Origin of the sequence: Salinivibrio siamensis, assembly GCF_001996005.1 — a bacterium.
GTDB classification, from domain to species: domain Bacteria; phylum Pseudomonadota; class Gammaproteobacteria; order Enterobacterales; family Vibrionaceae; genus Salinivibrio; species Salinivibrio siamensis.
The window spans coordinates 1-23,770 of record NZ_MUFB01000034.1 but is presented as its reverse complement, the minus strand read 5'-3'; the positions used below and the strand labels follow the sequence as shown (position 1 = coordinate 23,770).

21 protein-coding genes and 1 pseudogene are annotated in these 23,770 nt (G+C 52.6%); 17 read left to right on the top strand and 5 right to left on the bottom strand.

The genetic code is table 11. The features are described from left to right. Window positions 1-9 precede the first annotated feature (9 nt). Genes BZG73_RS14125 through BZG73_RS14115 form a run of 3 tightly spaced genes read left to right on the top strand, consistent with a single transcriptional unit; the run spans window position 10 to window position 3,645 of the window. Entirely contained in the window at window positions 10-996 is a 987-nt protein-coding gene (locus BZG73_RS14125; RefSeq protein WP_077668644.1) for a fumarylacetoacetate hydrolase family protein, read from the top strand. Between the two features lie 60 nt (window positions 997-1,056). Continuing rightward, window positions 1,057-1,677, top strand: coding sequence for a maleylacetoacetate isomerase (maiA, locus tag BZG73_RS14120; RefSeq protein ID WP_069361513.1), 621 nt, complete (start codon window positions 1,057-1,059; stop codon window positions 1,675-1,677). A 9-nt stretch (window positions 1,678-1,686) separates the two neighbouring features. Next, window positions 1,687-3,645 carry an acetoacetate--CoA ligase gene (locus BZG73_RS14115; protein ID WP_077668643.1) on the top strand — a complete coding sequence of 653 codons (1,959 nt, stop codon included), beginning with the start codon at window positions 1,687-1,689 and terminating at the stop codon, window positions 3,643-3,645. A gap of 69 nt (window positions 3,646-3,714) precedes the next feature. On the opposite strand, the gene BZG73_RS14110 is transcribed toward BZG73_RS14115, so the two are convergent. Next, the gene (locus BZG73_RS14110) at window positions 3,715-4,233 is read right to left on the bottom strand and encodes an FxsA family protein (protein ID WP_077668642.1); all 519 of its coding nucleotides are present in this window, start codon (window positions 4,231-4,233) and stop codon (window positions 3,715-3,717) included. A gap of 294 nt (window positions 4,234-4,527) precedes the next feature. Here BZG73_RS14110 and aspA point away from each other — a divergent pair, with 294 nt between their 5' ends. Then, window positions 4,528-5,991, top strand: coding sequence for an aspartate ammonia-lyase (gene aspA, locus BZG73_RS14105; protein ID WP_046074546.1), 1,464 nt, complete (start codon window positions 4,528-4,530; stop codon window positions 5,989-5,991). Between the two features lie 101 nt (window positions 5,992-6,092). Here the strand turns inward: aspA and BZG73_RS14100 are convergent, their stop codons facing one another. Next, window positions 6,093-7,403 (bottom strand): anaerobic C4-dicarboxylate transporter family protein, encoded by a 1,311-nt coding sequence (locus tag BZG73_RS14100; RefSeq protein ID WP_077668641.1) that lies wholly within the window; start codon window positions 7,401-7,403, stop codon window positions 6,093-6,095. Window positions 7,404-7,760: 357 nt separating this feature from the next. On the opposite strand from BZG73_RS14100, the gene BZG73_RS14095 reads away from it, so the two are divergent. The 8 genes from BZG73_RS14095 to BZG73_RS14060 all read left to right on the top strand — a co-directional run bounded on the left by BZG73_RS14095 (window position 7,761) and on the right by BZG73_RS14060 (window position 12,971). Then, window positions 7,761-8,030, top strand: a complete 270-nt coding sequence (locus BZG73_RS14095) for a type B 50S ribosomal protein L31 (RefSeq protein WP_046074544.1) — start codon at window positions 7,761-7,763, stop codon at window positions 8,028-8,030. Continuing rightward, window positions 8,027-8,170: a type B 50S ribosomal protein L36 gene (gene ykgO, locus BZG73_RS14090; RefSeq protein WP_077639285.1), complete on the top strand. Its 144-nt coding sequence runs from the start codon at window positions 8,027-8,029 to the stop codon at window positions 8,168-8,170. Before BZG73_RS14095 ends, ykgO begins: the two co-directional genes overlap by 4 nt. A 133-nt stretch (window positions 8,171-8,303) precedes the next feature. Beyond that, window positions 8,304-8,813 (top strand): thioredoxin fold domain-containing protein, encoded by a 510-nt coding sequence (locus BZG73_RS14085; RefSeq protein ID WP_077668640.1) that lies wholly within the window; start codon window positions 8,304-8,306, stop codon window positions 8,811-8,813. Window positions 8,814-8,900: 87 nt separating this feature from the next. After that, window positions 8,901-9,533 carry a response regulator gene (locus tag BZG73_RS14080; protein WP_077668639.1) on the top strand — a complete coding sequence of 211 codons (633 nt, stop codon included), beginning with the start codon at window positions 8,901-8,903 and terminating at the stop codon, window positions 9,531-9,533. Between the two features lie 36 nt (window positions 9,534-9,569). Further along, on the top strand, window positions 9,570-10,202 hold the full coding sequence (locus BZG73_RS14075; protein ID WP_046074541.1) for a MarC family protein: 633 nt from the start codon (window positions 9,570-9,572) through the stop codon (window positions 10,200-10,202). A gap of 180 nt (window positions 10,203-10,382) precedes the next feature. Next, window positions 10,383-10,649 (top strand): DUF4212 domain-containing protein, encoded by a 267-nt coding sequence (locus BZG73_RS14070; protein WP_046074540.1) that lies wholly within the window; start codon window positions 10,383-10,385, stop codon window positions 10,647-10,649. 12 nt (window positions 10,650-10,661) lie between these two features. Then, window positions 10,662-12,389 (top strand): sodium:solute symporter family protein, encoded by a 1,728-nt coding sequence (locus tag BZG73_RS14065; protein ID WP_077579408.1) that lies wholly within the window; start codon window positions 10,662-10,664, stop codon window positions 12,387-12,389. A 69-nt stretch (window positions 12,390-12,458) separates the two neighbouring features. Then, window positions 12,459-12,971: a hypothetical protein gene (locus BZG73_RS14060; protein WP_046074538.1), complete on the top strand. Its 513-nt coding sequence runs from the start codon at window positions 12,459-12,461 to the stop codon at window positions 12,969-12,971. Between the two features lie 17 nt (window positions 12,972-12,988). Here BZG73_RS14060 and BZG73_RS14055 read toward each other — a convergent pair whose 3' ends face one another. From BZG73_RS14055 to BZG73_RS14045, 3 genes are all read right to left on the bottom strand, one after another. Then, on the bottom strand, window positions 12,989-13,213 hold the full coding sequence (locus BZG73_RS14055) for a hypothetical protein (protein ID WP_077579409.1): 225 nt from the start codon (window positions 13,211-13,213) through the stop codon (window positions 12,989-12,991). Next, window positions 13,210-16,656, bottom strand: a complete 3,447-nt coding sequence (locus tag BZG73_RS14050) for a hybrid sensor histidine kinase/response regulator (protein ID WP_077641666.1) — start codon at window positions 16,654-16,656, stop codon at window positions 13,210-13,212. The genes BZG73_RS14055 and BZG73_RS14050 overlap by 4 nt, the downstream gene beginning before the upstream one ends. Window positions 16,657-16,806: 150 nt before the next feature. Then, complete coding sequence (locus BZG73_RS14045) at window positions 16,807-17,982, bottom strand: 3-phenylpropionate MFS transporter (RefSeq protein WP_077668638.1); 1,176 nt, start codon at window positions 17,980-17,982, stop codon at window positions 16,807-16,809. 195 nt (window positions 17,983-18,177) lie between these two features. On the opposite strand from BZG73_RS14045, the gene BZG73_RS14040 reads away from it, so the two are divergent. From BZG73_RS14040 to BZG73_RS14020, 5 genes and pseudogenes are all read left to right on the top strand, one after another. Further along, a complete protein-coding gene (locus BZG73_RS14040; RefSeq protein WP_077668637.1) occupies window positions 18,178-19,974 on the top strand; it encodes a DUF294 nucleotidyltransferase-like domain-containing protein in 1,797 nt (598 codons plus the stop codon). 1 nt (window position 19,975) lies between these two features. Then, a complete protein-coding gene (locus BZG73_RS14035; RefSeq protein ID WP_077668636.1) occupies window positions 19,976-20,599 on the top strand; it encodes a 3'-5' exonuclease in 624 nt (207 codons plus the stop codon). Window positions 20,600-20,842: 243 nt separating this feature from the next. Then, complete coding sequence (acs, locus tag BZG73_RS14030) at window positions 20,843-22,792, top strand: acetate--CoA ligase (protein ID WP_077607351.1); 1,950 nt, start codon at window positions 20,843-20,845, stop codon at window positions 22,790-22,792. A gap of 340 nt (window positions 22,793-23,132) precedes the next feature. Then, window positions 23,133-23,588, top strand: coding sequence for a type II 3-dehydroquinate dehydratase (gene aroQ, locus BZG73_RS14025; protein ID WP_046074531.1), 456 nt, complete (start codon window positions 23,133-23,135; stop codon window positions 23,586-23,588). Window positions 23,589-23,614: 26 nt separating this feature from the next. Further along, window positions 23,615-23,770 (top strand): annotated as a pseudogene (locus tag BZG73_RS14020) (acetyl-CoA carboxylase biotin carboxyl carrier protein); the annotation flags it as partial.

Below are 23,770 nucleotides of genomic sequence, written 5' to 3'. Positions count from 1 at the left end.
GAGAAAGCAATGAAACTGGCTTCACTCAAACACGGACGTGATGGCAAATTGGTTTTGGTCTCTCGTGACCTTACTCGCGCCGTCCACGCCGACGATATTGCACCCACACTACAAGCGGCACTCGATCATTGGGCGACACTGGCGCCCAAACTGACTCAGCGCTACGACGCGCTCAATGACAACCAAGTCAGTGAGTCCTTTGCCTTTGACCCAAGCGTCTGCGACTCACCACTGCCCCGCGCCTATCAGTGGGCGGATGGTAGCGCCTACGTTAACCACGTTGAACTGGTGCGCAAAGCACGCGGCGCACAAATGCCTGAGAGTTTTTGGACCGACCCGCTGATGTATCAAGGCATGTCTGATGGCTTTCTCGGTCCACGTGACGAGATTGAATTGGTCGATGATGCGTGGGGCTGTGACTTTGAAGCCGAGCTTGCCGTCGTCACCGATGATGTCCCCATGCATCTTAGTACTGACAAAGCGGGCCAACACATTAAACTGCTGATGCTGGTCAACGACGTTTCACTGCGCAACCTGATCCCCGGCGAGCTTGCCAAAGGGTTCGGCTTTTTCCAATCCAAGCCGGCTTCTGCATTTTCACCAGTGGCGGTTACCCCAGATGAGCTGGGCGATCACTGGTGCGATCATAAAGTCCACTTACCGATGCATGTCACCCTCAACGGCGAATGGTTCGGGTCACCCGAGGCCGGTGTCGATATGACCTTTGATTTTGCCGAGCTGGTCGCGCATGTGGCGAAAAGCCGCCATGTCAGTGCGGGGACCATTATTGGCTCCGGTACTGTGTCCAACACCGATCGCAGCAAAGGCTCATGCTGCTTAGCCGAAAAGCGCATGCTAGAAATTATCGACCAAGGTGAGGCAAAAACCCCGTTTATGACCTTTGGCGATAGCGTCACCATCGATATGCGCGACAGCCAAGAGGCATCTATTTTCGGTGCCATAGAGCAAACCGTGACCCGTTACATCCCGGAGTAACCTTTATGCGCGCCTAGAGTCTCTAGGCGCGCTTGACGTTGACGCCGTCTAGGAGCTTGTATGCTGCTTTATGATTACAGTAAGTCGACCGCGGCCTACCGCGTCCGCATCGCCCTTGGCCTTAAAGGCCTCACCTACCAACGAGAAACCGTGTCCCTGCTGGATAAACACCAGCACAGCGACGCCTATCGTTCGCTCAACCCCGCCGGTTTAGTGCCTACCTTGGTCGATGGCGATATCACCTTGAGCCAATCGCTCGCCATTATCGAATACCTCGACGAGCGCTATCCACAGGTCAAACTGCTCCCCAGTGATCCAGTGCAAAAAGCCCAGTGTCGATCACTGGCGCTCGACATTGCCTGTGATGTGCATCCACTCAATAACTTGCGGGTTCTGCAATACTTAACCGGTCCCTTTGGCCACAGTGATGACGACAAAATCACTTGGTATCACCATTGGCTAAAACAAGGATTCGATGGTTTGGAAGCCAAATTACAAGGATTAGACAGCCCCTTTATTGGCGGCGAAGCGCCCAATTTGGCCGATATTTGTTTGGTCGCGCAGCTGTTTAATGCGCGCCGATTTGCGTTTGATTTAACGGCCTACCCAACCCTGACGCGCATTGAATCACAATGCCAAACGCTGGATGCATTTATACAGGCACACCCTGATAAGAGCTAAGGAGAGGACATGAAAGACGGATTGTTGTGGGCGCCGGATAAGGAACGTCAAACCCACACCTTACTCGCCGCGTTTATCCGTGCCGTGAATCAGACTCACGACACCCAGCTGAGTGGCTATGACGATCTTTATGCATGGTCAGTGCGTCAAAGCGGCGATTTTTGGCAACAATTATGGCAATTTTCCGGCGTGATCGGCGATCCGGGCGAGAGTGTGTGCGATATCGACCCCGAGCACCCTAATCGGGATAGCCAGTGGTTTCCCACCGCACGTCTGAACTATGCCGAAAATCTGCTCAAGCACGCAGAGCAATATGCCGACCAACCAGCGATGATTTTTAGCGGTGAGCATGAGGTAGCACGCACCCTCACTTGGCGCGAGCTCGTCGATCAGGTGGCGGCCATCCGTCACTACCTAGATACGCAAGGCGTTCAACCAGGCGATGTGGTTGCCGGCTATTTACCTAATCTGCCTGAAACCGTGATTGCAATGCTTGCCACCGCGGCACTAGGCGCGATTTGGACCTCAACTTCACCGGACTTTGGCGTCGACAGTGTATTAGACCGTTTTGGCCAAACCGAGCCCAAAGTGCTGTTTACCACCGATCACTATCATTACAACGGCAAAACCTATGACTGCCTGAATAAAGCGCAGCAGGTGGTGGATAATGTGCCAGCCATTGAGCGCTTAGTGGTGATCCCTTTTGATGGCGATCGACCTTCTTTACCTGCTGGCGTGGATAACTGGCAAGACTTATTAGCCAAGGACGCGCCGCCGCTTCGCTTTACCCGCGTGGCGTTCAATGCGCCACTCTTTGTGCTTTACTCATCCGGCACCACGGGTAAGCCCAAGTGCATTATTCATTCGGTGGGCGGGATATTGCTCAATCATTTGAAAGAGCATCAGCTCCATTCGGATGTGCGCCCCGGCGATCGCTTTTTCTATTTCACCACCTGCGGCTGGATGATGTGGAATTGGCAAGTTAGCGCTTTAGCAAGTGGCGCGACCTTAGTGCTTTATGATGGCTCGCCGTTTTATCCGGATGCGGGGGTACTTTGGCGACTGGCYGAGCGGCAYCAGATCACCCTTTTTGGTACGGCGGCGAAATACTTAGAGGCATTGGAAAAACAAGGGGTGGCGCCAAAAGAGGATTACTCGCTGGCGTCGTTACGTGTCCTGTGTTCGACCGGCTCAGTACTTGCGCCCGAGCAGTTTGATTATGTCTATCAAAAGATAAAGTCTGATCTGCAGTTAAGCTCGATTGCGGGTGGCACCGACATTTGTGGCTGCTTTGTTCTTGGCAGCCCGCTGTCACCGGTTTATCGCGGCGAAAGCCAAAAGCGCGGCTTGGCGCTCGATGTACAAGTGTTTAACGCCCAAGGCCAAGCGGTCGAGGAGCAGAAAGGGGAGCTGGTGTGCTGTAATAGCTTCCCCAACCAGCCGGTTGGCTTTTGGCACGATACCGATGGCAGTCGCTATCACAACGCCTATTGGAACAAGATTGATGATATCTGGTTTCATGGTGACTATGTGCGCCTGACCGCACAAGGTGGCATGGTGTTTTATGGTCGGTCTGATGCGGTATTGAACCCAGGCGGAGTACGAATTGGCACGGCAGAAATCTATCGCCATGTGAATCAGCTTAGCGAGATCATGGATTCGGTGGTCATTGGTCAGCAATGGCAAAATGATGTCCGCGTGGTGCTGTTCGTCAAACTCGCCGCCGGCGTGACACTGGATGAGCCACTCAAGCAAACCATCAAAAAAACCATCCGCACCCAGTGCACGCCGCGTCACGTTCCCGCCGTGATTGCCGAGGTGAGCGATATTCCACGCACCAAGTCAGGGAAACTGGCCGAGTTAGCGGTGCGCGATGTGGTCCATGGCCAAGACGTGACGCAGTTAAGTGCGCTGGACAACCCAGCATCACTCGACCAATACCGTCAGCGCCCCGAGCTCACCGAGTAAGCGGACGCCATGATCGAAAAAGGCCGCATCCTCATGCGGCCTTTTGGCTGAGTTTAATCCCGACATGGCTTAGCGCAGGCGATGGTCATCATCGTCGTCATCTTTGCGCTCATATTCCCCCTCAAAGGTATTGCCATCCTCGCCACGGCCTCCGCGACGGAACGGGTCCTCCCCAAAAGGACCTTGCGCATTGTCCCCTTGATGGAAACCACCTTGGCTAAAACCCGCTTGAGACACAGTGACGCGCTTCATCACTTGTTTGGCGAGCGCGGCTCGCGGCCCAGGCAAAAGCACCAACATCCCCATCGCATCGGTCATAAAACCTGGCGTTAACAGCAGCACACCGGCGACGGCCAGCATCACGCCTTCAAGGATTTGCTGGGCGGGTAACTCACCGCGGTTGAGCCTATCTTGCACCGAAGCCAGAGTCATCAGTCCTTGACTCCGTACCAAAGAGGCGCCGACGAATGCGGTGATCAAAACCAGCGCCAGTGTTGGCCACAATCCCAACCAACCACCAACCTGAATGAACAGGCCGATTTCAATCACTGGGACCAGAATAAATAGCAGCAATAAGATTGGAAACACGATTCACCTCGCGCTGGAAATGGACTGTTCATCCTAACATCAAAATCCGCCAAAAGCCGAACAACGAAACCGAATTTAGCCCTTGAATCAAAGTGCAAGAAAGCGCATTTTGTCTGTGCGCCATGCTACAGCTGTGACCGGGGTCAGCCCTTTTCACCGCATTATATGCTGTAATGGCGGCTGAAAGGATGTAACAGATAATACATCCAGCCAAAATCTCTGAGGAATGGATTCTACAGCAAAATTTGTGGCGACGTTTTAATCATTATAATAACTTGATGTTAAGGCCAACGCATGTCTCAGACGATTATAACACCCAATGAAACCTCAACCCTAACCACAGCAACCCGTTTAGAAGAAGATTTACTCGGCCAACGCGCGGTACCTGCCGATGCCTACTACGGCATCCATACGCTGCGGGCGATCGAAAACTTTACTATTTCCGGCACCCGGATTTCTGATATCCCCGATTTCGTACGCGGCATGGTTTACACCAAAAAAGCCGCCGCGATGGCAAACCAAGAGCTCGGCGTGATCCCCGCAGATGTCGGCGATTACATCATCAAAGCCTGCGACCAAATCCTACAAACAGGCAAATGCATGGATCAATTCCCCTCGGACGTCTTTCAAGGCGGCGCAGGGACGTCAGTCAACATGAATGCCAATGAGGTGATTGCCAACCTTGCGCTTGAGCTGATGGGGCACGAAAAAGGTGACTATGATGTGATTAATCCCAACGATCACGTCAATAAGAGCCAATCGACCAATTGTGCCTACCCCACCGGTTTTCGTATTGCCGTTTACAATAGCATTCTAAAATTAATGGATGCGATTGATTATCTGCAAAAAGAATTCGACGCCAAGGCCGAAGCCTATGCACACGTGATCAAAATGGGCCGCACCCAGCTGCAGGATGCGGTGCCGATGACGGTCGGGCAAGAGTTCAAAGCCTTCTCAGTGCTACTGCGCGAGGAGATTAAAAACATCAAATACACCGCAGCGTTATTGTTAGAGGTAAACCTCGGCGCGACCGCGATTGGTACTAAGTTGAATGCCGCCGAAGGCTATCAACAACTGGCGGTGAAACGCCTAGCTGAAATCACAGGCTTGCCGTGTATCCCAGCAGAAGATTTGATTGAAGCCACGTCAGACTGTGGATCCTATGTGATGGTCCATGGCGCGCTAAAACGCCTGGCAGTGAAACTATCGAAGATTTGTAACGACCTCCGTCTACTTTCCTCGGGCCCACGTGCGGGGCTCAATGAAATTAACCTACCCGAAATGCAGGCCGGTTCATCCATCATGCCCGCTAAGGTTAACCCGGTGATCCCAGAAGTGGTTAACCAGGTTTGCTACCGGGTAATGGGGAATGACACCACCATCACCTTTGCCGCCGAAGCCGGTCAGCTCCAGCTTAACGTGATGGAGCCCGTCATTGGGCAGGCGCTGTTTGAATCTATCTCGATTTTAGCCAATGGTTGCCGCAATCTCGGTGAAAAATGTGTGAGCGGGATTACCGTTAACCAAGCGGTGTGCGAGCACTATGTGCATAACTCGATTGGCATCATCACTTATCTTAACCCCTTTATCGGTCACCACGAGGGCGATATTGTCGGTAAGATTTGTGCTGAAACAGGTAAGAGCGTTAAAGAAGTGGTGCTCGAGCGCGGTTTAATGACCGAGGGGGAGCTGGACGAGATCTTCTCGGTTGAAAACCTGATGCATCCTAAGTATCGCGGTAAACGTTTTAACGCGTAGTGGGTCAGCCATCGTAGTGGGTCACTCACAACAGACACCGACGACCGATAGAGACAACAAAGGGCGCCGATAGCGCCCTTCTTTTATACCGTAAACCGCCGTTACAGCACCTGCGTAATCAGCAAGCCACAAGCGATACTGAACACCATACTCAGCAAGCCTGGTGCCATAAAGCTGTGATTAAAAATGTACTTACCTATCCGCGTGGTGCCGGTTCGGTCAAAGTCGATGGAGGCAATGATAGGCCCGTAATTAGGAATAAAGAAATAGCCGTTGACGGCCACAAAGGTCGCAATGATCATCGAGGGTGGCAGCCCCAAGGTAATCGCCACCGGCACCAATACCGCTGTCGTCGCACCTTGACTGTTCACCATCACTGACAAGGCGAACAGCGCAAACGCAAATGTCCATGGCGCCATTTCTACCAAGCCAGACACCGCCTCTTTCACCATCTCACCATGGCCACCAATCAAGGTATCACCTAGCCACGCAATACCAAAGATAGCGACAATGGCACGCATCCCAGCATGGAATACCGAGCCTTGGCTAATTGCATTGCCATCCGGCTTACAGGTCAAAATGATCAGTGCACCGACTGACAACATCACGATTTCAATGGTATGCGCCATCCCCATTGGCTCGCCATCAAAGGCCGGGCGCAGGGTTGGGAATGCCCCCATGACGACGACCGCTAAAGCACCAAATAAGAACAAGCCAACCGATTTCTTCGCTGCTGGCGTGACTTCGATATCTTCAACGGCCAAATCCGCTTCCATTTCTCGTCGAAAGTCAGGGTCTTGCAGGCGACGTTGATATTCAGGATCGTCTTTAAGCTCTTTACCTAGCTTATTGACGATCACACACGCCAAAGCAAGGCCGATAAAGGTGCTAGGAATGGTGACCGACAGCACATCGGTAAGGGTAATGCCTTGCGGCTCTAAAAAGGCCACACAGGCAACCACCGCTGCCGCGATGGGGCTGGCTACAATCGCAAATTGCGAGGCAATGACCGCCATACCCAAAGGGCGAGCCGGACGAATGCCGCTTTTGCGACTGACTTCAGCAATCACCGGCAATACCGAATAGGCAACGTGTCCGGTTCCCGCCATCATGGTGAAGACATAAGTCACTAAAGGGGCAACAAAGGTAATGTGACGTGGGTTTTTACGTAATATATTGGTGGCAATTTTAATYAAAAAATCCAAGCCACCTGCAGCTTGCATGGTGGCTGCAGCGGCGACCACCGCCATGATCATCAGCAACACGTCGATAGGTGGATGCGTGGGTTGCAAACCGAAACCAAAACTGAGTATCGCGAGCCCGACCCCGCCCATCACACCTAAACCAATGCCGCCGATACGGGCACCGATTAAGATGCAGCTGAGTACCACTAATAACTCAACCAAGAACATAACTTTCTCCTACTTTGGATAGACGTCCCCACACGCCCGTTCACATGCATTCATTGTCTTATGGCACGCACATGGCGTATTGGGGCGTAGATACGATATGACGATTCCTCCGTCTGCTTACCACCATCGATAAGCACCATCCTTGGTGGGAGATGTGAGCAACCGCGCTCAGCACCATGGCCAAATCCTAACCAGATACAGTCACGCGCATGTTGATTCAGGTAAGAAAAAGTAACACTTTTCGCGAACTGACAACAAAAAGTTCAGAAATTGAGATCTTTCACCTAGACACTGATGGACTTTTCATCCTCCTTAGTAAGTGTTATGTTATATCATAACAAACAATAGGGAGTCGTTATGAAAGCCAATATCCACCCCGAATATCGTTCTGTCGTTTTTCATGACACCAGCGTTGACGCCTATTTTATTGTCGGCTCAACCTTGCAAACATCACGTACCATCGAGTGGCAAGATGGCAAAACCTATCCTTACTACCCGCTAGATATCTCAAGCGCATCACATCCGGTGTATACCGGAAAGCAACGAGCGACGAATAAAGAAGGCCGAGTTGCCCACTTTGCGCGTAAGTTTGGCCAAGTCGGTCGCCGCAAAAAGGAACAGGCATGAAAGTCGTCAATTCACTAAAAAGTGCCCGTCAACGTCATCCTGACTGTCAAGTCGTTCGGCGTCGCGGACGCATGTTCGTCATTTGCAAAACCAATCCACGTTTTAAGGCGGTGCAAGGCCGCGCAAAAAAACGCGTCTAAGCGTCGGCGACGCACTGCCACTGATGTGGCAGTGCCTCACGATGTGAGCACATCTTGAGGTCATCATTTCCTTTTTCGAGGCGAGTCATGGTATGTGTGTATACTCATCCTATCTGCCGCAAAAGGAAAAAGTATGAAACCGGGTCGTCGCTTCACGCTGGCTGCTGGATTATTGATTGCTGCACTGGGTGCCAGTGCGCTTTATATTGCGCGAACCCACCAAGCGACAGTGCCACCGACACCCTCTGCTACCGCACCGCCATTTATCACCGTCAACTCGCAAGAAGCACTTGATGCAGAGCTCGCCAGCGCCGCGGCTAATCAACAAGTCGCCTTGGTTGATTACTACGCCGATTGGTGCATTCCGTGTAAACAATTCGCCCAAAAAACCTTCACGGATCCGGCTGTGGCTCAGCAGCTCAGCCGCATGCACCGCATTAAAGTGGATCTGAGTGAAAATCGTCCTGATGATTTTGCGTTAATGCGCACCCAAGACGTGGCCGGGCTACCCACACTCGACTTTTGGTTGCCCAATGGAGAGCGTCATGCGACAGCTCGCATTACCGGCTTTTTAGCACCTCGAGCTTTCATGACTCACCTACGCCAGCATGGATTGAAACATGAAGTAAAAAGCGAGCAATGATCAATCTCTTAGTTCTCTTGTTACAAAATTGATAAACCCCATATCTGGTGGTAGCTTTATTGAAAACAAAGGGAAGATAGCCGCATTATGGAAGCGCAACACACCATCGTTATCGCTGATGATCATCCACTGTTTCGGAACGCCCTCTTTCAATCCGTGCATATGGCGATAAGCGGAGCCAACTTGCTAGAGGCAGACAGCTTAGACAGTTTAAATCAGATCTTAGCGCGAGATGCTGAGGTCGACTTGGTACTGCTCGACCTAAAAATGCCTGGCGCGAATGGCATGTCAGGGCTGATTGCGCTGCGTCACCAATATCCCACCCTACCGATTGTGGTGATCTCTGCCAGTGAAGAGCCGAGTGTGATCCGTCAGGTACGCGCTCATGGTGCCTTTGGCTTTATTCCTAAATCCAGCGATATGCGTGCGTTGGTACAGTCGTTAACCCAAGTGCTCGACGGCACGCCCTGCTTTCCAGATAATCTCGGCGAAGACGATGAGAGCGAAAGCTTATCTAACAAACTCGCCACACTGACCCCACAGCAGTACAAAGTATTGCGAATGCTTTGCGATGGCTTGCTGAATAAGCAGATCGCTTATGACTTAGCGGTATCCGAAGCGACCATTAAAGCCCACATGACGTCTATATTTCGCAAACTGGGCGTGAAAAACCGCACTCAGGCGGTGATTTTATTGCAGCAATCTAATATCGAACTTTGATACGCTAGCGCTCTAGACACCGACTTTGGAGCGCCTATGTTAAGTATTCTTGCTACGCAATTCGTGATTTTATGGGCCGTGATCGACCCTGTCGGTAGCGTGCCCATCTATCTGTCGCAAACCAGCCACATGTCTGCCAAACAAAAGCGCCGCGTCGCGGTGAAAGCCGTGGCAATTGCCTTTGCCATTTTGCTGTTCTTTTTAATTGTCGGTCAGATTTTGCTTGAAGCCATGCAAATCCCGTTACCCGCATTCCAAGCAGCCGGTGGCTTGGTGTTGCTATTGTTTTCCCTCACCATGATTTTCGGTGAAGGAAAACCCGGCCAAGAAGCCAAAATGCTGAGTGAAGACGTTGATAAAGCAGAAATTGCCGCCACCGCGGTTTATCCACTCGCCGTCCCTTCTATTGCCTCCCCCGGTGCCATGATGGCGGTAGTCATGCTCACAGACAACAATCGGTATGCCATTGCGGAACAAGCGGTGACCGCTGGGGTGATGTTTGTTGTTTTGGTCGCGACCTTGGTCTTACTCCTCGGCGCCAATGTGATTCACAAAGTGATTGGGAATGTGGGGGCGTCGATTATCAGCCGCGTCATGGGGCTGATCCTTGCCTCGGTCGCCGTTGCGAATTTACTCGAAGGCATCCAAAAGTTTTATCACCTCAGTTAGACCTTTGGCGAAAGACTTGGCTGGCTCAACCCGAGTCAGCCGTACCTAGCTCACAAAAACCCTGCTTTTTCCGCTCATTATCGCTGACTGCGCTCGACTAAAGTTGCAATGTCGCTTCGTCCATCCCCTGCTATCGTCTTCAAGTAACATTCCATTAACGTGCTAAACAAGGAGAAGGCGATGGCGTTTCAAAGCAAGGAACACGCGAAAGCCTACTGGGACAGAAACGTCAAACTGATGATCAGTCTGCTGATTGTCTGGTTTGTTGTCTCATTCGGCTGTGGGATCTTATTCGTGGATGCCCTCAATACTATTCAAATTGGTGGCTACAAACTTGGGTTCTGGTTTGCTCAGCAGGGATCGATTTATACCTTCCTCGGCATCATATTTGTGTATGCCAAACAAATGCGCAAACTCGATCGCGAGTTCGGCGTGGACGACGAGTAAGAGGACTAACACATGGATTTAAGAACCATTACTTATATTGTTGTCGGGTTCACGTTCGCCCTCTATATTGGGATTGCGATCTGGGCACGCGCAGGCTCCACCAAAGAGTTCTATGTCGCCGGTGGCGGGGTGAACCCAGTGGCGAACGGGATGGCGACCGCTGCCGACTGGATGTCAGCTGCCTCGTTCATTTCTATGGCCGGCTTAATCGCGTTTATGGGCTATGGGGGCTCGGTCTTTTTGATGGGCTGGACGGGCGGCTTCGTGCTCCTCGCACTGTTGCTCGCCCCTTACCTACGTAAGTTTGGCAAGTTTACCGTGCCAGAGTTTGTCGGTGAACGCTTCTATTCAAAAACCGCGCGCATTGTTGCCGTCGTTTGTTTGATCATCGCCTCCGTCACCTATGTTATCGGCCAGATGAAAGGGGTGGGCGTCGCCTTTGGCCGCTTCTTAGAAGTCGACTATTCCACCGGGCTATTAATCGGTATGGTCATTGTCTTTATGTATTCCGTGATGGGCGGGATGAAAGGCATTACCTACACCCAAATTGCTCAGTATTGCGTGCTCATTTTAGCTTACACTATTCCCGCAATCTTCATCTCCCTCAAACTGACGGGTAACCCATTCCCACAGCTTGGTTTAGGTAGCACCATGGCGGGAACGGATCAGTACTTGCTAGACCGACTCGATCAGGTGGTGACCGAACTCGGCTTTGTCGAATACACCACCGCCGTGCGGGGTAGTACTCTCAACATGTTTGCCTACACCATGTCACTGATGATAGGTACGGCCGGTTTACCCCACGTTATTATTCGCTTTTTCACCGTCCCTAAGGTGCGTGATGCACGGACATCTGCCGGTTGGGCGCTGTTCTTTATCGCGATTTTGTATACCTCAGCACCTGCGGTGGCGGCGATGGCGCGCTTGAACTTAATGGACACGGTGAATCTACCGAACGGTGACAACCTCGCCTATGACCAGCGTCCAGACTGGTTTAAGAACTGGGAAACCACCGGGCTGCTAGGCTTTGAAGACAAAAACGGTGATCAGAAAATTCAATACACCTCGAATGCAGAAACCAATGAGCTACGTGTTGACCGCGACATCATGGTGCTGGCCAACCCAGAGATTGCCAAGCTACCTAACTGGGTGATTGCCCTGGTCGCCGCCGGTGGCTTAGCCGCGGCACTGTCGACTGCCGCCGGGTTGTTGCTTGCGATATCGTCAGCCATATCCCACGACTTAATTAAAGGGGTCGTCAATCCAAATATCAGCGAAAAAGGCGAGCTGCTGGCAAGCCGGATATCTATGGCATTAGCCATTGCTGGGGCCGGCTACTTAGGGCTCAACCCACCAGGCTTTGCGGCCGGGACGGTGGCACTGGCGTTCGGCTTAGCCGCGTCATCGATTTTCCCGGTACTCATGATGGGGATCTTTACCAAGACCATTAACAAAGAAGGGGCGATTGCCGGTATGGTCGCGGGGATCAGCGTTACCCTGTTCTACGTATTCCAACACAAGGGGATTTTGTTTATCTCTGACTGGACATACTTAGAAAGCCTCGGTAGCAACTGGATACTGGGTATCGAGCCCAATGCCTTTGGCGCAGTAGGGGCCGTGTGCAACTTTGCCGTGGCGATCATTGTCTCGCGCATGACCAAAGAAACACCGCAAGAGGTGCAAGATTTGGTCGAGCACGTTCGTATGCCGTCTGGAGCCGGCGATGCGCAATCACACTAATCCCGTGTTAACCTATCAAGCCCCTGCGGGGGCTTTTATACTGTTGGTTACGACCAGCCAAGGAGAGGCATGATGTCAACGGTCACGCGTTTACTCACCAATAAACATGTGGTTATTGCGATGCTGGTTGCGCCAGTGTTAGCGGTGATCGCCTATTTTGCCGTCGATGCCAGTGTGTCTGAGACGCCCAAAGCCGCTCAGCCAGGGCAAAGCTATCCGCTGGCGGTCCGTTCTAATTGCCGTTATACCAGTGGGTTTTGTCAGCTCGAAAATGGCGATATGAAACTCAAACTGGAATCGCAAGGCGTCGAAAACAATCGGCTAACGCTGCGGTTGGTCAGCGAGCTGCCCCTGGAAGGCGCACAAATCGGCCTGACAAACATCGCACCGCAAACCATGCAAATCCGCGATGAACAAGGCATGACCTGGACGGTCTCTCTGCCAGCACCACGCAGCGAAGAGACGCAAATCCGCCTGGCCGTGAGTATGAAAGGAAGCCACTATTATGCCGAAACGCCAGTGACCTTTATCGAACATAAAACGTTTTATACCGAGCACCAACAGGCGCAGGATGCGTCATAATGTGAGACGGTTGCCATTCACGCGTCAATTGACATCAACGATGTTCGGATCGCCGCTACGATGGTGGCGATTTTGTTTTCATACGCTTGCTCTGTCAGCCAATGACTCACATCCGCCCACCCATCACCGTCTAGGTGTGCCAATTCATCAACCTCGATATGCCCATCAACAGGGTTAAAGTGCCCTGCCACTTTAACAATACCCACATCTGTCTCTAGGCGCGGTAGGGTAAAAGGAGTCATCGTTTTCCTCGCTGTTGTAATAATGCACGCAACTTAAGCGGCTTTACCGGTTTAGAGAGATACATAAAGCCTAGTCCAGTCACGGTCTGTTGTGTCTCGGCGCTGCGGTCAGCACTGATGATCACCCCCTGAAAGCAGCACCCTACTTTTAGTTGGCATTGTTGTAGCACTTGCAACCCCGTTTGCTGGTTCGTTAAGTGATAGTCACTCAGGACAAACTCAGGCTGCCATTGCTCGCCGATCGTCTTGATCGCACCACTCACGTCAGGGGCGCAGCGAACGTCGCATCCCCACCGTGATAAAAGCTGCGCCATCCCATCCAAGATGTCTTGCTCATTGTCCACACATAAGACACGGCAACCTTCGAGCTCTCGCGCCGATGAAGTGGCAGGCGCCACAGGACTTGGCTCGACCTTTTCCGCTTGACTCGCATTCACTGTCATCGAGAACACCGTGCCTCGACCCGGCCAGGATTTCAACGCCAGAGGCTGAGAGAGGATTTGGCTAATGCCCTTCGCGATCGCCAACCCTAAGCCCAACCCCTGCTCCGCACCTTCGTGATCAATGCGTGTGAACTCTTGAAAGATATCTTGCTGACGATCGACAGGGATCCCGTCGCCATCGTCCCACACCTCAATGCGGTAGTCGCGCCCTGCCCGTCGCACACCTAACAACACTCGGCCCTCAGGGTTGTAGCGAAAGGCATTGGTCAAAAAGTTTTGCAGCACCCGGCGCAGCAAGTTCTTATCAGACTGAACAAACACCTGGCTGGTCACAACACGAAAGTCCAACCCCTGGCGGCGAGCCAGTACGCCAAACTCCGCCTCTAGCGCATGAAACACCTCGCTTAATGCAAAGGTCTCGATACGTGCTTTCATTTTGCCCGACTCCAGGCGTGAGATATCGAGCAAATCACCAATCAACACTTCCGCACTTTCTAGTGCGCTTTCTATGTGCTGAGCAACGGCTTCAGTATCTCGGTTTGCCGCCATCTCACTGAGTGACGAAGCAAACAAACGTGCAGCATTAAGTGGCTGCATCAAATCGTGACTGACCGCGGCCAAAAAGCGACTCTTCGACTGTGAGGCGGATTCAGCCTTGCGGGTCGCATCAATCAATCGGCTATTTAGCCGCTCTAATTCACGCGTTCGCTCAGTCACCCGCGCTTCAAGGGTTTCATTAGACTGCTTGAGCGCCGCTTCCGCATCCCGAAACGCGGTGATATCGGTAAATGTCATAACAAAACCACCGCCCGGCATCGGGTTGCCCTGCAGCTCAATCACTCGTCCGTCTGGATGCACTCGCGAAGAGGTATGCGGTTTTCGTCGTGTTAAGTGCAGCACTCGCTTGCTGACATGCTCTTCCGGATCACCCGGCCCACAAAGTCCGCGCTGAGCATTGAATCGGATTAAGTCCGCGACCGGTCGTCCGACCTGGATAAGCCCAGGTGGAAATTGAAACATATCAATGTAGCGCTGATTCCATGCCACCAGCCGCAGTTGCTTGTCCACCACAGAGATCCCTTGGTTGATATGCTCGATAGCCCCTTGCAGTAATCCCCGCGAGAAATCAAACAGCTCAGAGGCCTCATCAACAATGGTGGCAATTTCTTCCAACTGCATATTGCGCCCCTGAAGGGCCGATGAAAGGACTAAGCGTGCCGACGACGAACCAAACACGCCTGCCAACACCCGCTCGGTATGACGTATCAGCGGTGCGCTGGCTTGTTGTTGGGGCATCAGCTCTTCACCACGCTGCTCTGCAAATTGGCTAAACGCCTGGCGCATGCGCCGGCGACCCACGAAGCGAGCCGCGAGCATCTCCAGCTCCGCCACTGTCACCCGGCTTTGATACAAGCGCGCATCATCGTTTTCCGGCAGTGGCATGCCAACAAACGCGGCGGCCTGTAAACGCTCACTCAGTGATGGTCGCGTGAGTAAAGAAACCACCACAAAGCCAAGAGCATTCATTAACACACTGAAGGCCAGTCCCCAATCCACGGTATTGAGGTGAGTAAACGGTGAAAAGTCGGGAGGGGTGATAAGCCAAATCAATAGGTTAGATTGACCATCTCCTGCCAGCATGCCGGTTTGGGTCATCATGGTCACCAACCACAGTGAAAACCCCACGAGTAAGCCAGCATATACGCCTTTTTTGTTGCCTTGACGCCAGTACAAGGCGCCAATCATCGCAGGGGCAAACTGAGCAATGGCCGCAAAGGAGAGAAAGCCAATTTCCGATAACGTGGGCACAGTGAGGATCAGATGATAGAAGCCCCACGCGGCAATTAAGATCAAAAAGATCAGCGCACGGCGAACGTTAAGTAACAGCCCAGAGAACTGCGCAAAGTTACGGGATTTCAGCTTCATTCGCCGCAACAACAGTGGCATCACCAGATCGTTCGATACCATGATCGCCAACGCAATGGTTGAAACAATCACCATCCCGCTGGCAGCCGATGCCCCCCCCATAAAAGCCAGTAGCGCCATCCCCTCAGCCCCTACCGATAGCGGCAGCCGAATCACATACGTATCAGCAGGTGCCCCAGGTAACAACGCTTGCCCCGCATAGGCGAGCGGTAGCACAAAAATCAGCATCAGTAACAAGTAGGTCGGGAAGACTTTACGCGCCGTATTCAAATCACTCGCGCGCGTGTTTTCCACCACCATGGTGTGAAACTGGCGCGGCAAGCAAATGATTGCCGCCCCTGTGAGCAAGGTGTGAATGATTAAGCTGCCCACATCCGGGCGACCAATCACGCCAGAGTCCTCAAGACTCACGGGCAAGCTGGGCGCTTGGAATAGCAGCCATACCACAAAAATACCCACCCCGAGAAACGCGACCAGCTTGACGATCGACTCGAAAGCGACCGCCATCATCATCCCTCGGTGGTGCTCCGTACTGTCAATATGACGCGTACCAAATAACACGGTAAATGCAGCCAAGGAGATACACACGAGCCAGGCGATTTGGGGCTGTGCCAAGCCAATGCTTTGCCCCAGCTCTGGCGACAGAACATCGAGCCCCATGGCAATACCGCGCAGTTGCAACGCGATATAGGGCAGCACACCGACCACGGCAATCAAGGTCACCATCACCGCTAAGCCCTGCGATTTGCCATATCGCGCCGCAATAAAGTCGGCAATGGAGGTAATGTGCTCGCGCTTGGCGATCAAGATCATTCGGGCAAGAAAACGCCACCCAAGGGTAAACACCAAGATAGGGGCAAGATAAATCGGTAGGAATGACCATGGTGAGCTGGACGCTTGGCCAACCGTGCCAAAAAAGGTCCAAGAGGTGCAATACACCGCGATAGAAAGGCTATAAATCCACGGGCGCCATGAGCGTAACCAGCGCGGTTGACGATCACCATACCAAGCAATCGCGAACAGTGCGCCCATATAAAGCAGTGAAACAGAGACAATTACCCAGCCTTGTGTCATGGCTCCCTTCCTGACGCAATCCTTTGCCGAACCCTTGAGCTGGGTGTAACACGGTATCGGCGCCCACTCAATCGTCTCGTATTCGCTTTGTGGGCACCTTAGCTAACTTTACTGCAAGCCTAATCGTGGTTTATTACAGCTTAGGCCTGTTTATGCCACCTTAGCTTGCTTGGCACGCCAAAATGCCGGCTCACGCAGGGGTAAAACGAAAACAGGCAACGCAAGCAGCGCCATGGTATAAAAAGTGCCAGAGGGCGATACAGCATAAATCCACCCACTTGCCGTGGTCAGCGCCGCCACCACTGCGCCCATTGGTAGCGCATTGTACGCCGCTTGTGTGGCCACCAATCGCGCCCCACACTCGCGCTGAATGTACTGCATCGCGCCAAGGTGTGCGCCGGCAAACGTAATGCCATGAAGCAGTTGCACCAGTATCACAGGCACCGCAGCGGTCGTCGTCCCTGTGATCCCCCAGCGCAGCAATACACCCACAGCCGCCAATTGGAACAAGGCTTTTGATGACCAGCCATTAAAAAGCCGCACCCCCAAGGCAAATACTGCCACTTCCGCGACAACCCCGAGGCTCCACAAATAGCCCACGATGCTCTCGCTATATCCAGCCTGCTTCCAGTAGATCGCACTAAAACTGTAGTACGCTGCGTGGCTGCCTTGCAGCAGGGAGGCGATTAACAAGAACACGACTACCTGACGGTCGCGGAAAAGCTGACGCATCGAGACTTTGCTATTGGTCATATCGTGCTCGCTTTGTGGCATCAATGTCGGTCGACGCAACGTCAGTAGCAAACAGGCAGACAAGCCGCCAATCGCGATCCAGGGAATAATCGCCGCCGATTGCTCGGTCACCAGCCATCCGGTCAAACTCGACCCAACAATAAAGGCTATCGATCCCCAGAGGCGAGTTCGACCATAGTCGATAACTTTATGGCGCGCATAATAGTTGGCGAGCGCATCTGACAGCGGGACGGAGGGACCAATGGCTAAATTAAATAACACGGTCACCAAAGCCAGCCACCACACATTGGCACCCATCATAGGATGCAAGGCACACGTCACTAACGCCATGAGTGTCAAGGCCCGCAGGGCCGGCAACAAGGCTTCAACCTGTTGTACGCGCGGTGTGAACACTAAGTTGGCCACACAACGGGTTGCAAAACCAAGCCCAATCAAGGTGCCGATCACGCCTGAATTGAGACCAAGATACTCAAACCAAACCGCCCAAAACGGGAGATATACACCATAGGAAAAAAAGAAACCGCCAAAGTATTCTGACAGCCAGCGAAACGGGGAACATTGGGTTAAGGTCATCTCATTACTTCACATTAAGATAGATACCCGCTAAGTGTCGCAGCTCTGTGCGAGGAAAAAAAGACACGCGCGCCACGATTGTCGACAAATACATGGTGGTGACCAGTCCAGGTGCATGACTGGCTAGACTAAAGTCGGCTAGCGAGATCGGAAAGGGTGAGACACACTGTGAATATCACAGTGAGGAGTGCGACTATGCCTGAACCTTTTGACACCTCTCATGCGCCCTTTGACTGCCTAACCGCATCACAAGTCAAACAATGCCGCCAAGCACTCGACGTTGCCTACTTTCGCCGTGGCGACACCCTGATCCAGCCCGGTGATACGGGCGAGCAGCTCTTTATCATTATCAAAGGTAGCGTGGAAGAAGTGTCAGAAGACGGCAAGGAAGTGTTTTCTCATTACACCACCGACGACTTATTCGACGTGCCAGCACTGCTTAATGGCACCGCCAAACATCGATACCGCGCGCTAGAAGATACCCTCTGCCACCTGTTACCCGCCGAGGTGTTCCTCGCCATTTAWCATCATAATCACGCGTTTCGAGGCTACTTTGATACCAACCTTCAGCGCCGACAAGCACTGATGGTGCAAGCTCGTCAGCAACAGAATCTCGCCGAGTTTATGCTGACAAGAATTGATGACAGCAATATTCAACCTGCCTTGTGTGTCTCCCCCGACGTGCCCCTGTATGCCGCCACCGCCCAGATGAAAGCGGAGCGCTGCGACTGCGCCTTGGTCGATGATGAAAATGGCGACTGCGGTATTATCACCCGCACCAATTTGCTTCATGCGCTCGTGCTCGAGGGCTACGATCAATCCGTGCCTGTTGGCGAGGTGGCCACACGTCCGGTGATCAGTGTGGAACGCGGCGACTTTCTCTTTCACGCCATGATTAAGATGACACGCCAGCGTGTAAAACGTGTCCGGGTCGTCAATGAACACGGAAACACTGCAGGGATGCTCGATCTTCCTCAGGTACTGAGCCTCTTTTCGACTCACTCTCACGTGCTTAACTTACAGATTGCCCGCGCACAAACCATCGACGAACTGGTGATCGCCGCAAACAGCCAGAGCAAGCTGGTACACACCTTATTTAACAATGGCATTCATACCCGCTTTGTGATGCAGCTTATCGCCACGGTGAATGAGCAAATCATGGAAAAAGCCTTTCGCTTGTTAGTGCCCGAGGCTTACCAACGTCAGTGCTGCTTGGTGGTCATGGGCTCTGAAGGGCGCGGTGAGCAAGTACTCAAAACAGACCAAGACAACGCCTTGATTCTCGCCGACGATCTCAACTGGCCCGATTGCCAGCAAGTGATGGAGACCTTTTCACATACACTGTATCAACTCGGTTACCCGCCCTGTCCGGGTCATGTGATGGTCAGTAATCCCAAGTGGGTAAAAACCGCCACGCAATGGCAGCAAACCGTACGTAATCTGGCACAAAGTGCCAACCATCAAAGTGTCATGGACTTGGCGATCCTTGCTGACAGCCAGCCGATCGCTGGCGATCTTAGTCTGATTGATGCGATCCAAACACCACTCAAAGACAGCTTGACCGACAATATGTTGACGCTCAACACCTTTGTCCGTCCTGCGCTAGCCTTTCGCGTTCCTTTGACCGTATTTGGCTCCCTCAAAAGCAGCAAAGAAGGGCTGGATATCAAAAAAGGGGGGATTTTTCCCATCGTCCATGGCGTACGTACCATGAGCTTGGAAAAAGGTGTACCACACACCAACACCTTTGAGCGGCTGGAGCAGCTTGCCAACCTAGGGGCACTGGCGGAAGAAACGGCGGAAAACCTCTCCGAAGCCTTGAAGCTATTTATCCGATTACGTTTAAGACAACAATTGAGTGGCGAACCACAAAGCAACTACCTCGACGTAGCTCAACTCCCTTCTAGCGAACGCGACTTACTGCGCCACGGGCTGCATGTGGTGAAAAAGTTCAAAGAGTCACTCGCTTTCCATTATCACGTGAGGGATTAATTTGAATTGGCTGACTCGGCATTGGTACCGTCATCGTCTACGACACTCACCCTATCGGGACTTATTTTTGCCCCCCGACTCAAGCACGCTGATTTCACTGGACTGTGAAACGACCAGCTTGGATCCGCACCGTGCAGAGCTGGTTACGATTGCGGCCACTCCGATTAAAGGCAATCGGATCCTCACCAGTCACGCTCTCACCTTGACATTGGCCGCGCCAGAGAGTCTGAGCGCCGGCTCGGTCAGAATTCATCGTCTGCGCCACCAGGATCTGGTTCACGGTGTCACGGCAGAGCAAGCAATCACCGCACTGGTCGACTTTATTGGTAATCATCCATTGGTCGGCTATCACATTCGTTATGATAAAAGTATTCTCGATCGCTACGCGCGGCATTTTCTCGGCTTTCCTCTCCCCAACCCTCTGATTGAAGTCAGTGATATTTATCAACGCAAACTCGATCGCCTGCTACCTAATGCCTATCACGACATCAGCATGGAAGCCATTAGTCGTCACCTCGATGTCCCTTTGCCGGCCCGGCATGATGCATTGGATGATGCGCTCGCCGCCGCATTGATTTATGTCCGCCTCACCCAAGGTGAGATGCCCATGCTGCAATCCAAATAACGCATCGAAGCCGCGACTTGCGCACGAACGCAAAGACAAAGTGGGATCTAGCCCCCACTATCTGGCCTGACAACTGCGCAAATCGCTTAAAAATCAATGGGGTCATCCTAAAGTCTAATTGTCGGACGTCCCGATATGTCACACCTTTACTGCATGGATTTCGTTTGCCAGGCAGCGGTAACGCCTGACATCTCATGACATGGAAGCGCCGCGTGGAGCATCGCGGACACGAGGAGAAACAGGATGAGCGATAGTCACGTATACCCCGTCATGCCTTCAATAGCACAAAAGGCACACGCGGATGAAGCCAAGTATCAAGCACTCTATCAGCAGTCAGTGGCCGACCCAGAAGGCTTTTGGCGCGAGCACGGGCAAATTCTAGATTGGATGACGCCTTATACCAAAGTCAAACACACCTCGTTTGATACCGGCCACGTGGATATCCGCTGGTTTGAAGATGGCACACTCAACGTCGCAGCCAACTGTATCGATCGCCACCTCAAGGCGCGAGGCGATCAGGTTGCCTTGATTTGGGAAGGCGACGACCCCAAAGACGATGCCACGCTCACCTATCACCAACTCCACCAGCAGGTATGCCAATTTGCCAATGTCCTAAAAGATAACGGCGTAAGAAAAGGCGATGTGGTGTGTCTTTACATGCCGATGGTGATGGAAGCCGCCGTCGCGATGCTGGCGTGCGCCCGTATTGGTGCGGTGCATACCGTGGTATTTGGCGGCTTTTCTCCCGAAGCATTGGCCGGTCGGATTATTGACTCCAATGCCAAAGTGGTGGTGACAGCCGATGAAGGGATACGTGGTGGCCGTGCGGTGCCCCTGAAGAAAAACGTCGATGATGCCCTAGCAAACCCCAAAGTGAAATCGATTGAAAAAGTGGTGGTGTACCAACGTACCGGGGGACACATTGACTGGCACAGTCATCGTGATGTGTGGTGGCACGAGGCCGCCGCGAAGGTGTCAGACGACTGCCCCGCCGAAGAGATGAAAGCCGAAGACCCTTTGTTTATTCTTTACACATCAGGCTCCACAGGGACCCCAAAAGGGGTACTGCACACGACCGGTGGCTATCTGGTGTACGCGGCGATGACCTTTAAGTATGTCTTCGACTATCAAGAGGGAGACGTGTTCTGGTGTACCGCAGATGTCGGCTGGATCACCGGTCACAGCTACCTTGTCTATGGTCCGCTTGCCAATGGTGCGAAAACAATCTTATTTGAAGGTGTCCCCACTTATCCAAGCACGGCACGAATGAGCGAAGTGGTCGATAAGCACCAAGTGAATATTCTTTACACCGCGCCCACCGCGATTCGCGCACTGATGGCAAAAGGCAACGAAGCGGTCGCGGGCACCCAACGCGACTCACTGCGGATCATGGGCTCGGTGGGTGAACCCATCAACCCAGAGGCTTGGGAGTGGTATCACAGCACCATAGGGAACCAAGCCTGTCCGATTGTCGACACTTGGTGGCAAACAGAAACCGGTGGGATATTGATTACCCCGCTACCGGGCGCCACCGCGTTGAAACCAGGCTCAGCAACCCGTCCTTTCTTTGGCGTACAGCCTGCATTAGTGGATAACATGGGCAATATACTCGACGGTGCCACCGAGGGTAATCTGGTCATGCTTGACTCGTGGCCAGGACAAATGCGCACCGTCTTCGGTGATCATGACCGCTTTGAGCAAACCTACTTTTCCACCTTTAAAGGGATGTACTTTACCGGCGATGGGGCGCGTCGCGATGAAGACGGCTATTACTGGATAACCGGCCGTGTCGATGATGTCCTCAATATCTCGGGGCACCGGATGGGAACGGCAGAGATCGAGTCGGCGCTCGTCGCATTCGATAAAATTGCCGAAGCCGCGATTGTTGGTGTGCCACACGATATCAAAGGCCAAGCGATCTATGCGTATATCACCCTCAATGCGGGTGAAGTGCCCAGCGCCGAACTCCACAAGGAAGTCAAAGAGTGGGTGCGCAAAGAGATTGGCCCCATTGCGACACCCGACTTCATCCACTGGACGGATGCACTGCCTAAAACCCGTTCAGGCAAGATCATGCGTCGCATTCTGCGCAAAATCGCCACCGGTGATACCGGTAGTCTTGGCGATACTTCCACATTGGCCGATCCTAGTGTGGTCGATAAGCTTATCGCAGAAAAAGAAAGTGTGGTTTAACCCTAACGAAAGATTGCTTAGCAACCTTTGCCGCCTTCGGGCGGCTTTTTTGATCCCCAGCACACGGTAAACTGAACTCTTTCCCTCCCTCGCAATCACACAAAAAGTAGGGACTTGCGGTGTCATCCCGCATCAAACCGCCGACGAGCAACCCTTTTGATATCGCTAACAGACAAACTGTGCTGATTAGACCAGTATTTTGCTGCGATTTGCGCTGAAGTCTCTATAATTGCTGTCAGTAAGGACAAAATTGCATGGTATGCGCCGTCATAACATGTCCATCGGCTGGAATCCGCGTTAAGCTGCACAATAACAGCGAATAGGAGAAGTAAGCGTCAAGATGTCTACAAGAAACCAAGTTTTAGTGTTAAATGGCCCAAACCTTAATTTGCTCGGTCAGCGTGAGCCCGAACATTACGGCGCCCAAACGCTTGGCCAAATCATGGCGGCTCTCGAGGCACAAGCCACGACCTTGGGGCTCAATCTTGAACACTTTCAATCCAATAGCGAAGCTAGCCTTATCGATAAAATCCACCAAGCGATGGAGACCGTGGATTTTATCATCATCAACCCAGCCGCGCTGACCCACACCTCCGTAGCCCTGCGTGACGCTTTACTGGGTGTGAGTATCCCCTTTATCGAAGTGCATTTGTCGAATGTTTATGCCCGAGAGCCCTTCCGGCATCACTCGTACTTATCAGACAAAGCCGTCGGGGTGCTCAGCGGGTTTGGCGCTGATGGTTATGAATTCGCCTTAACAGCGGCCGCGCGTCATTTAGCGTTTGCGGCTGAGTAAAACAAAACATATAGAAGAGACCTATCATGGATATCCGTAAGATTAAGAAACTGATCGAACTTGTTGAAGAGTCTGGCATCTCCGAGCTAGAAATTGCCGAAGGTGAAGAGTCAGTTCGTATCAGCCGCTCTTCCCCTGCTGCACCGGTACAAATGGCCGCCCCGCAATACGCGGCACCAGCG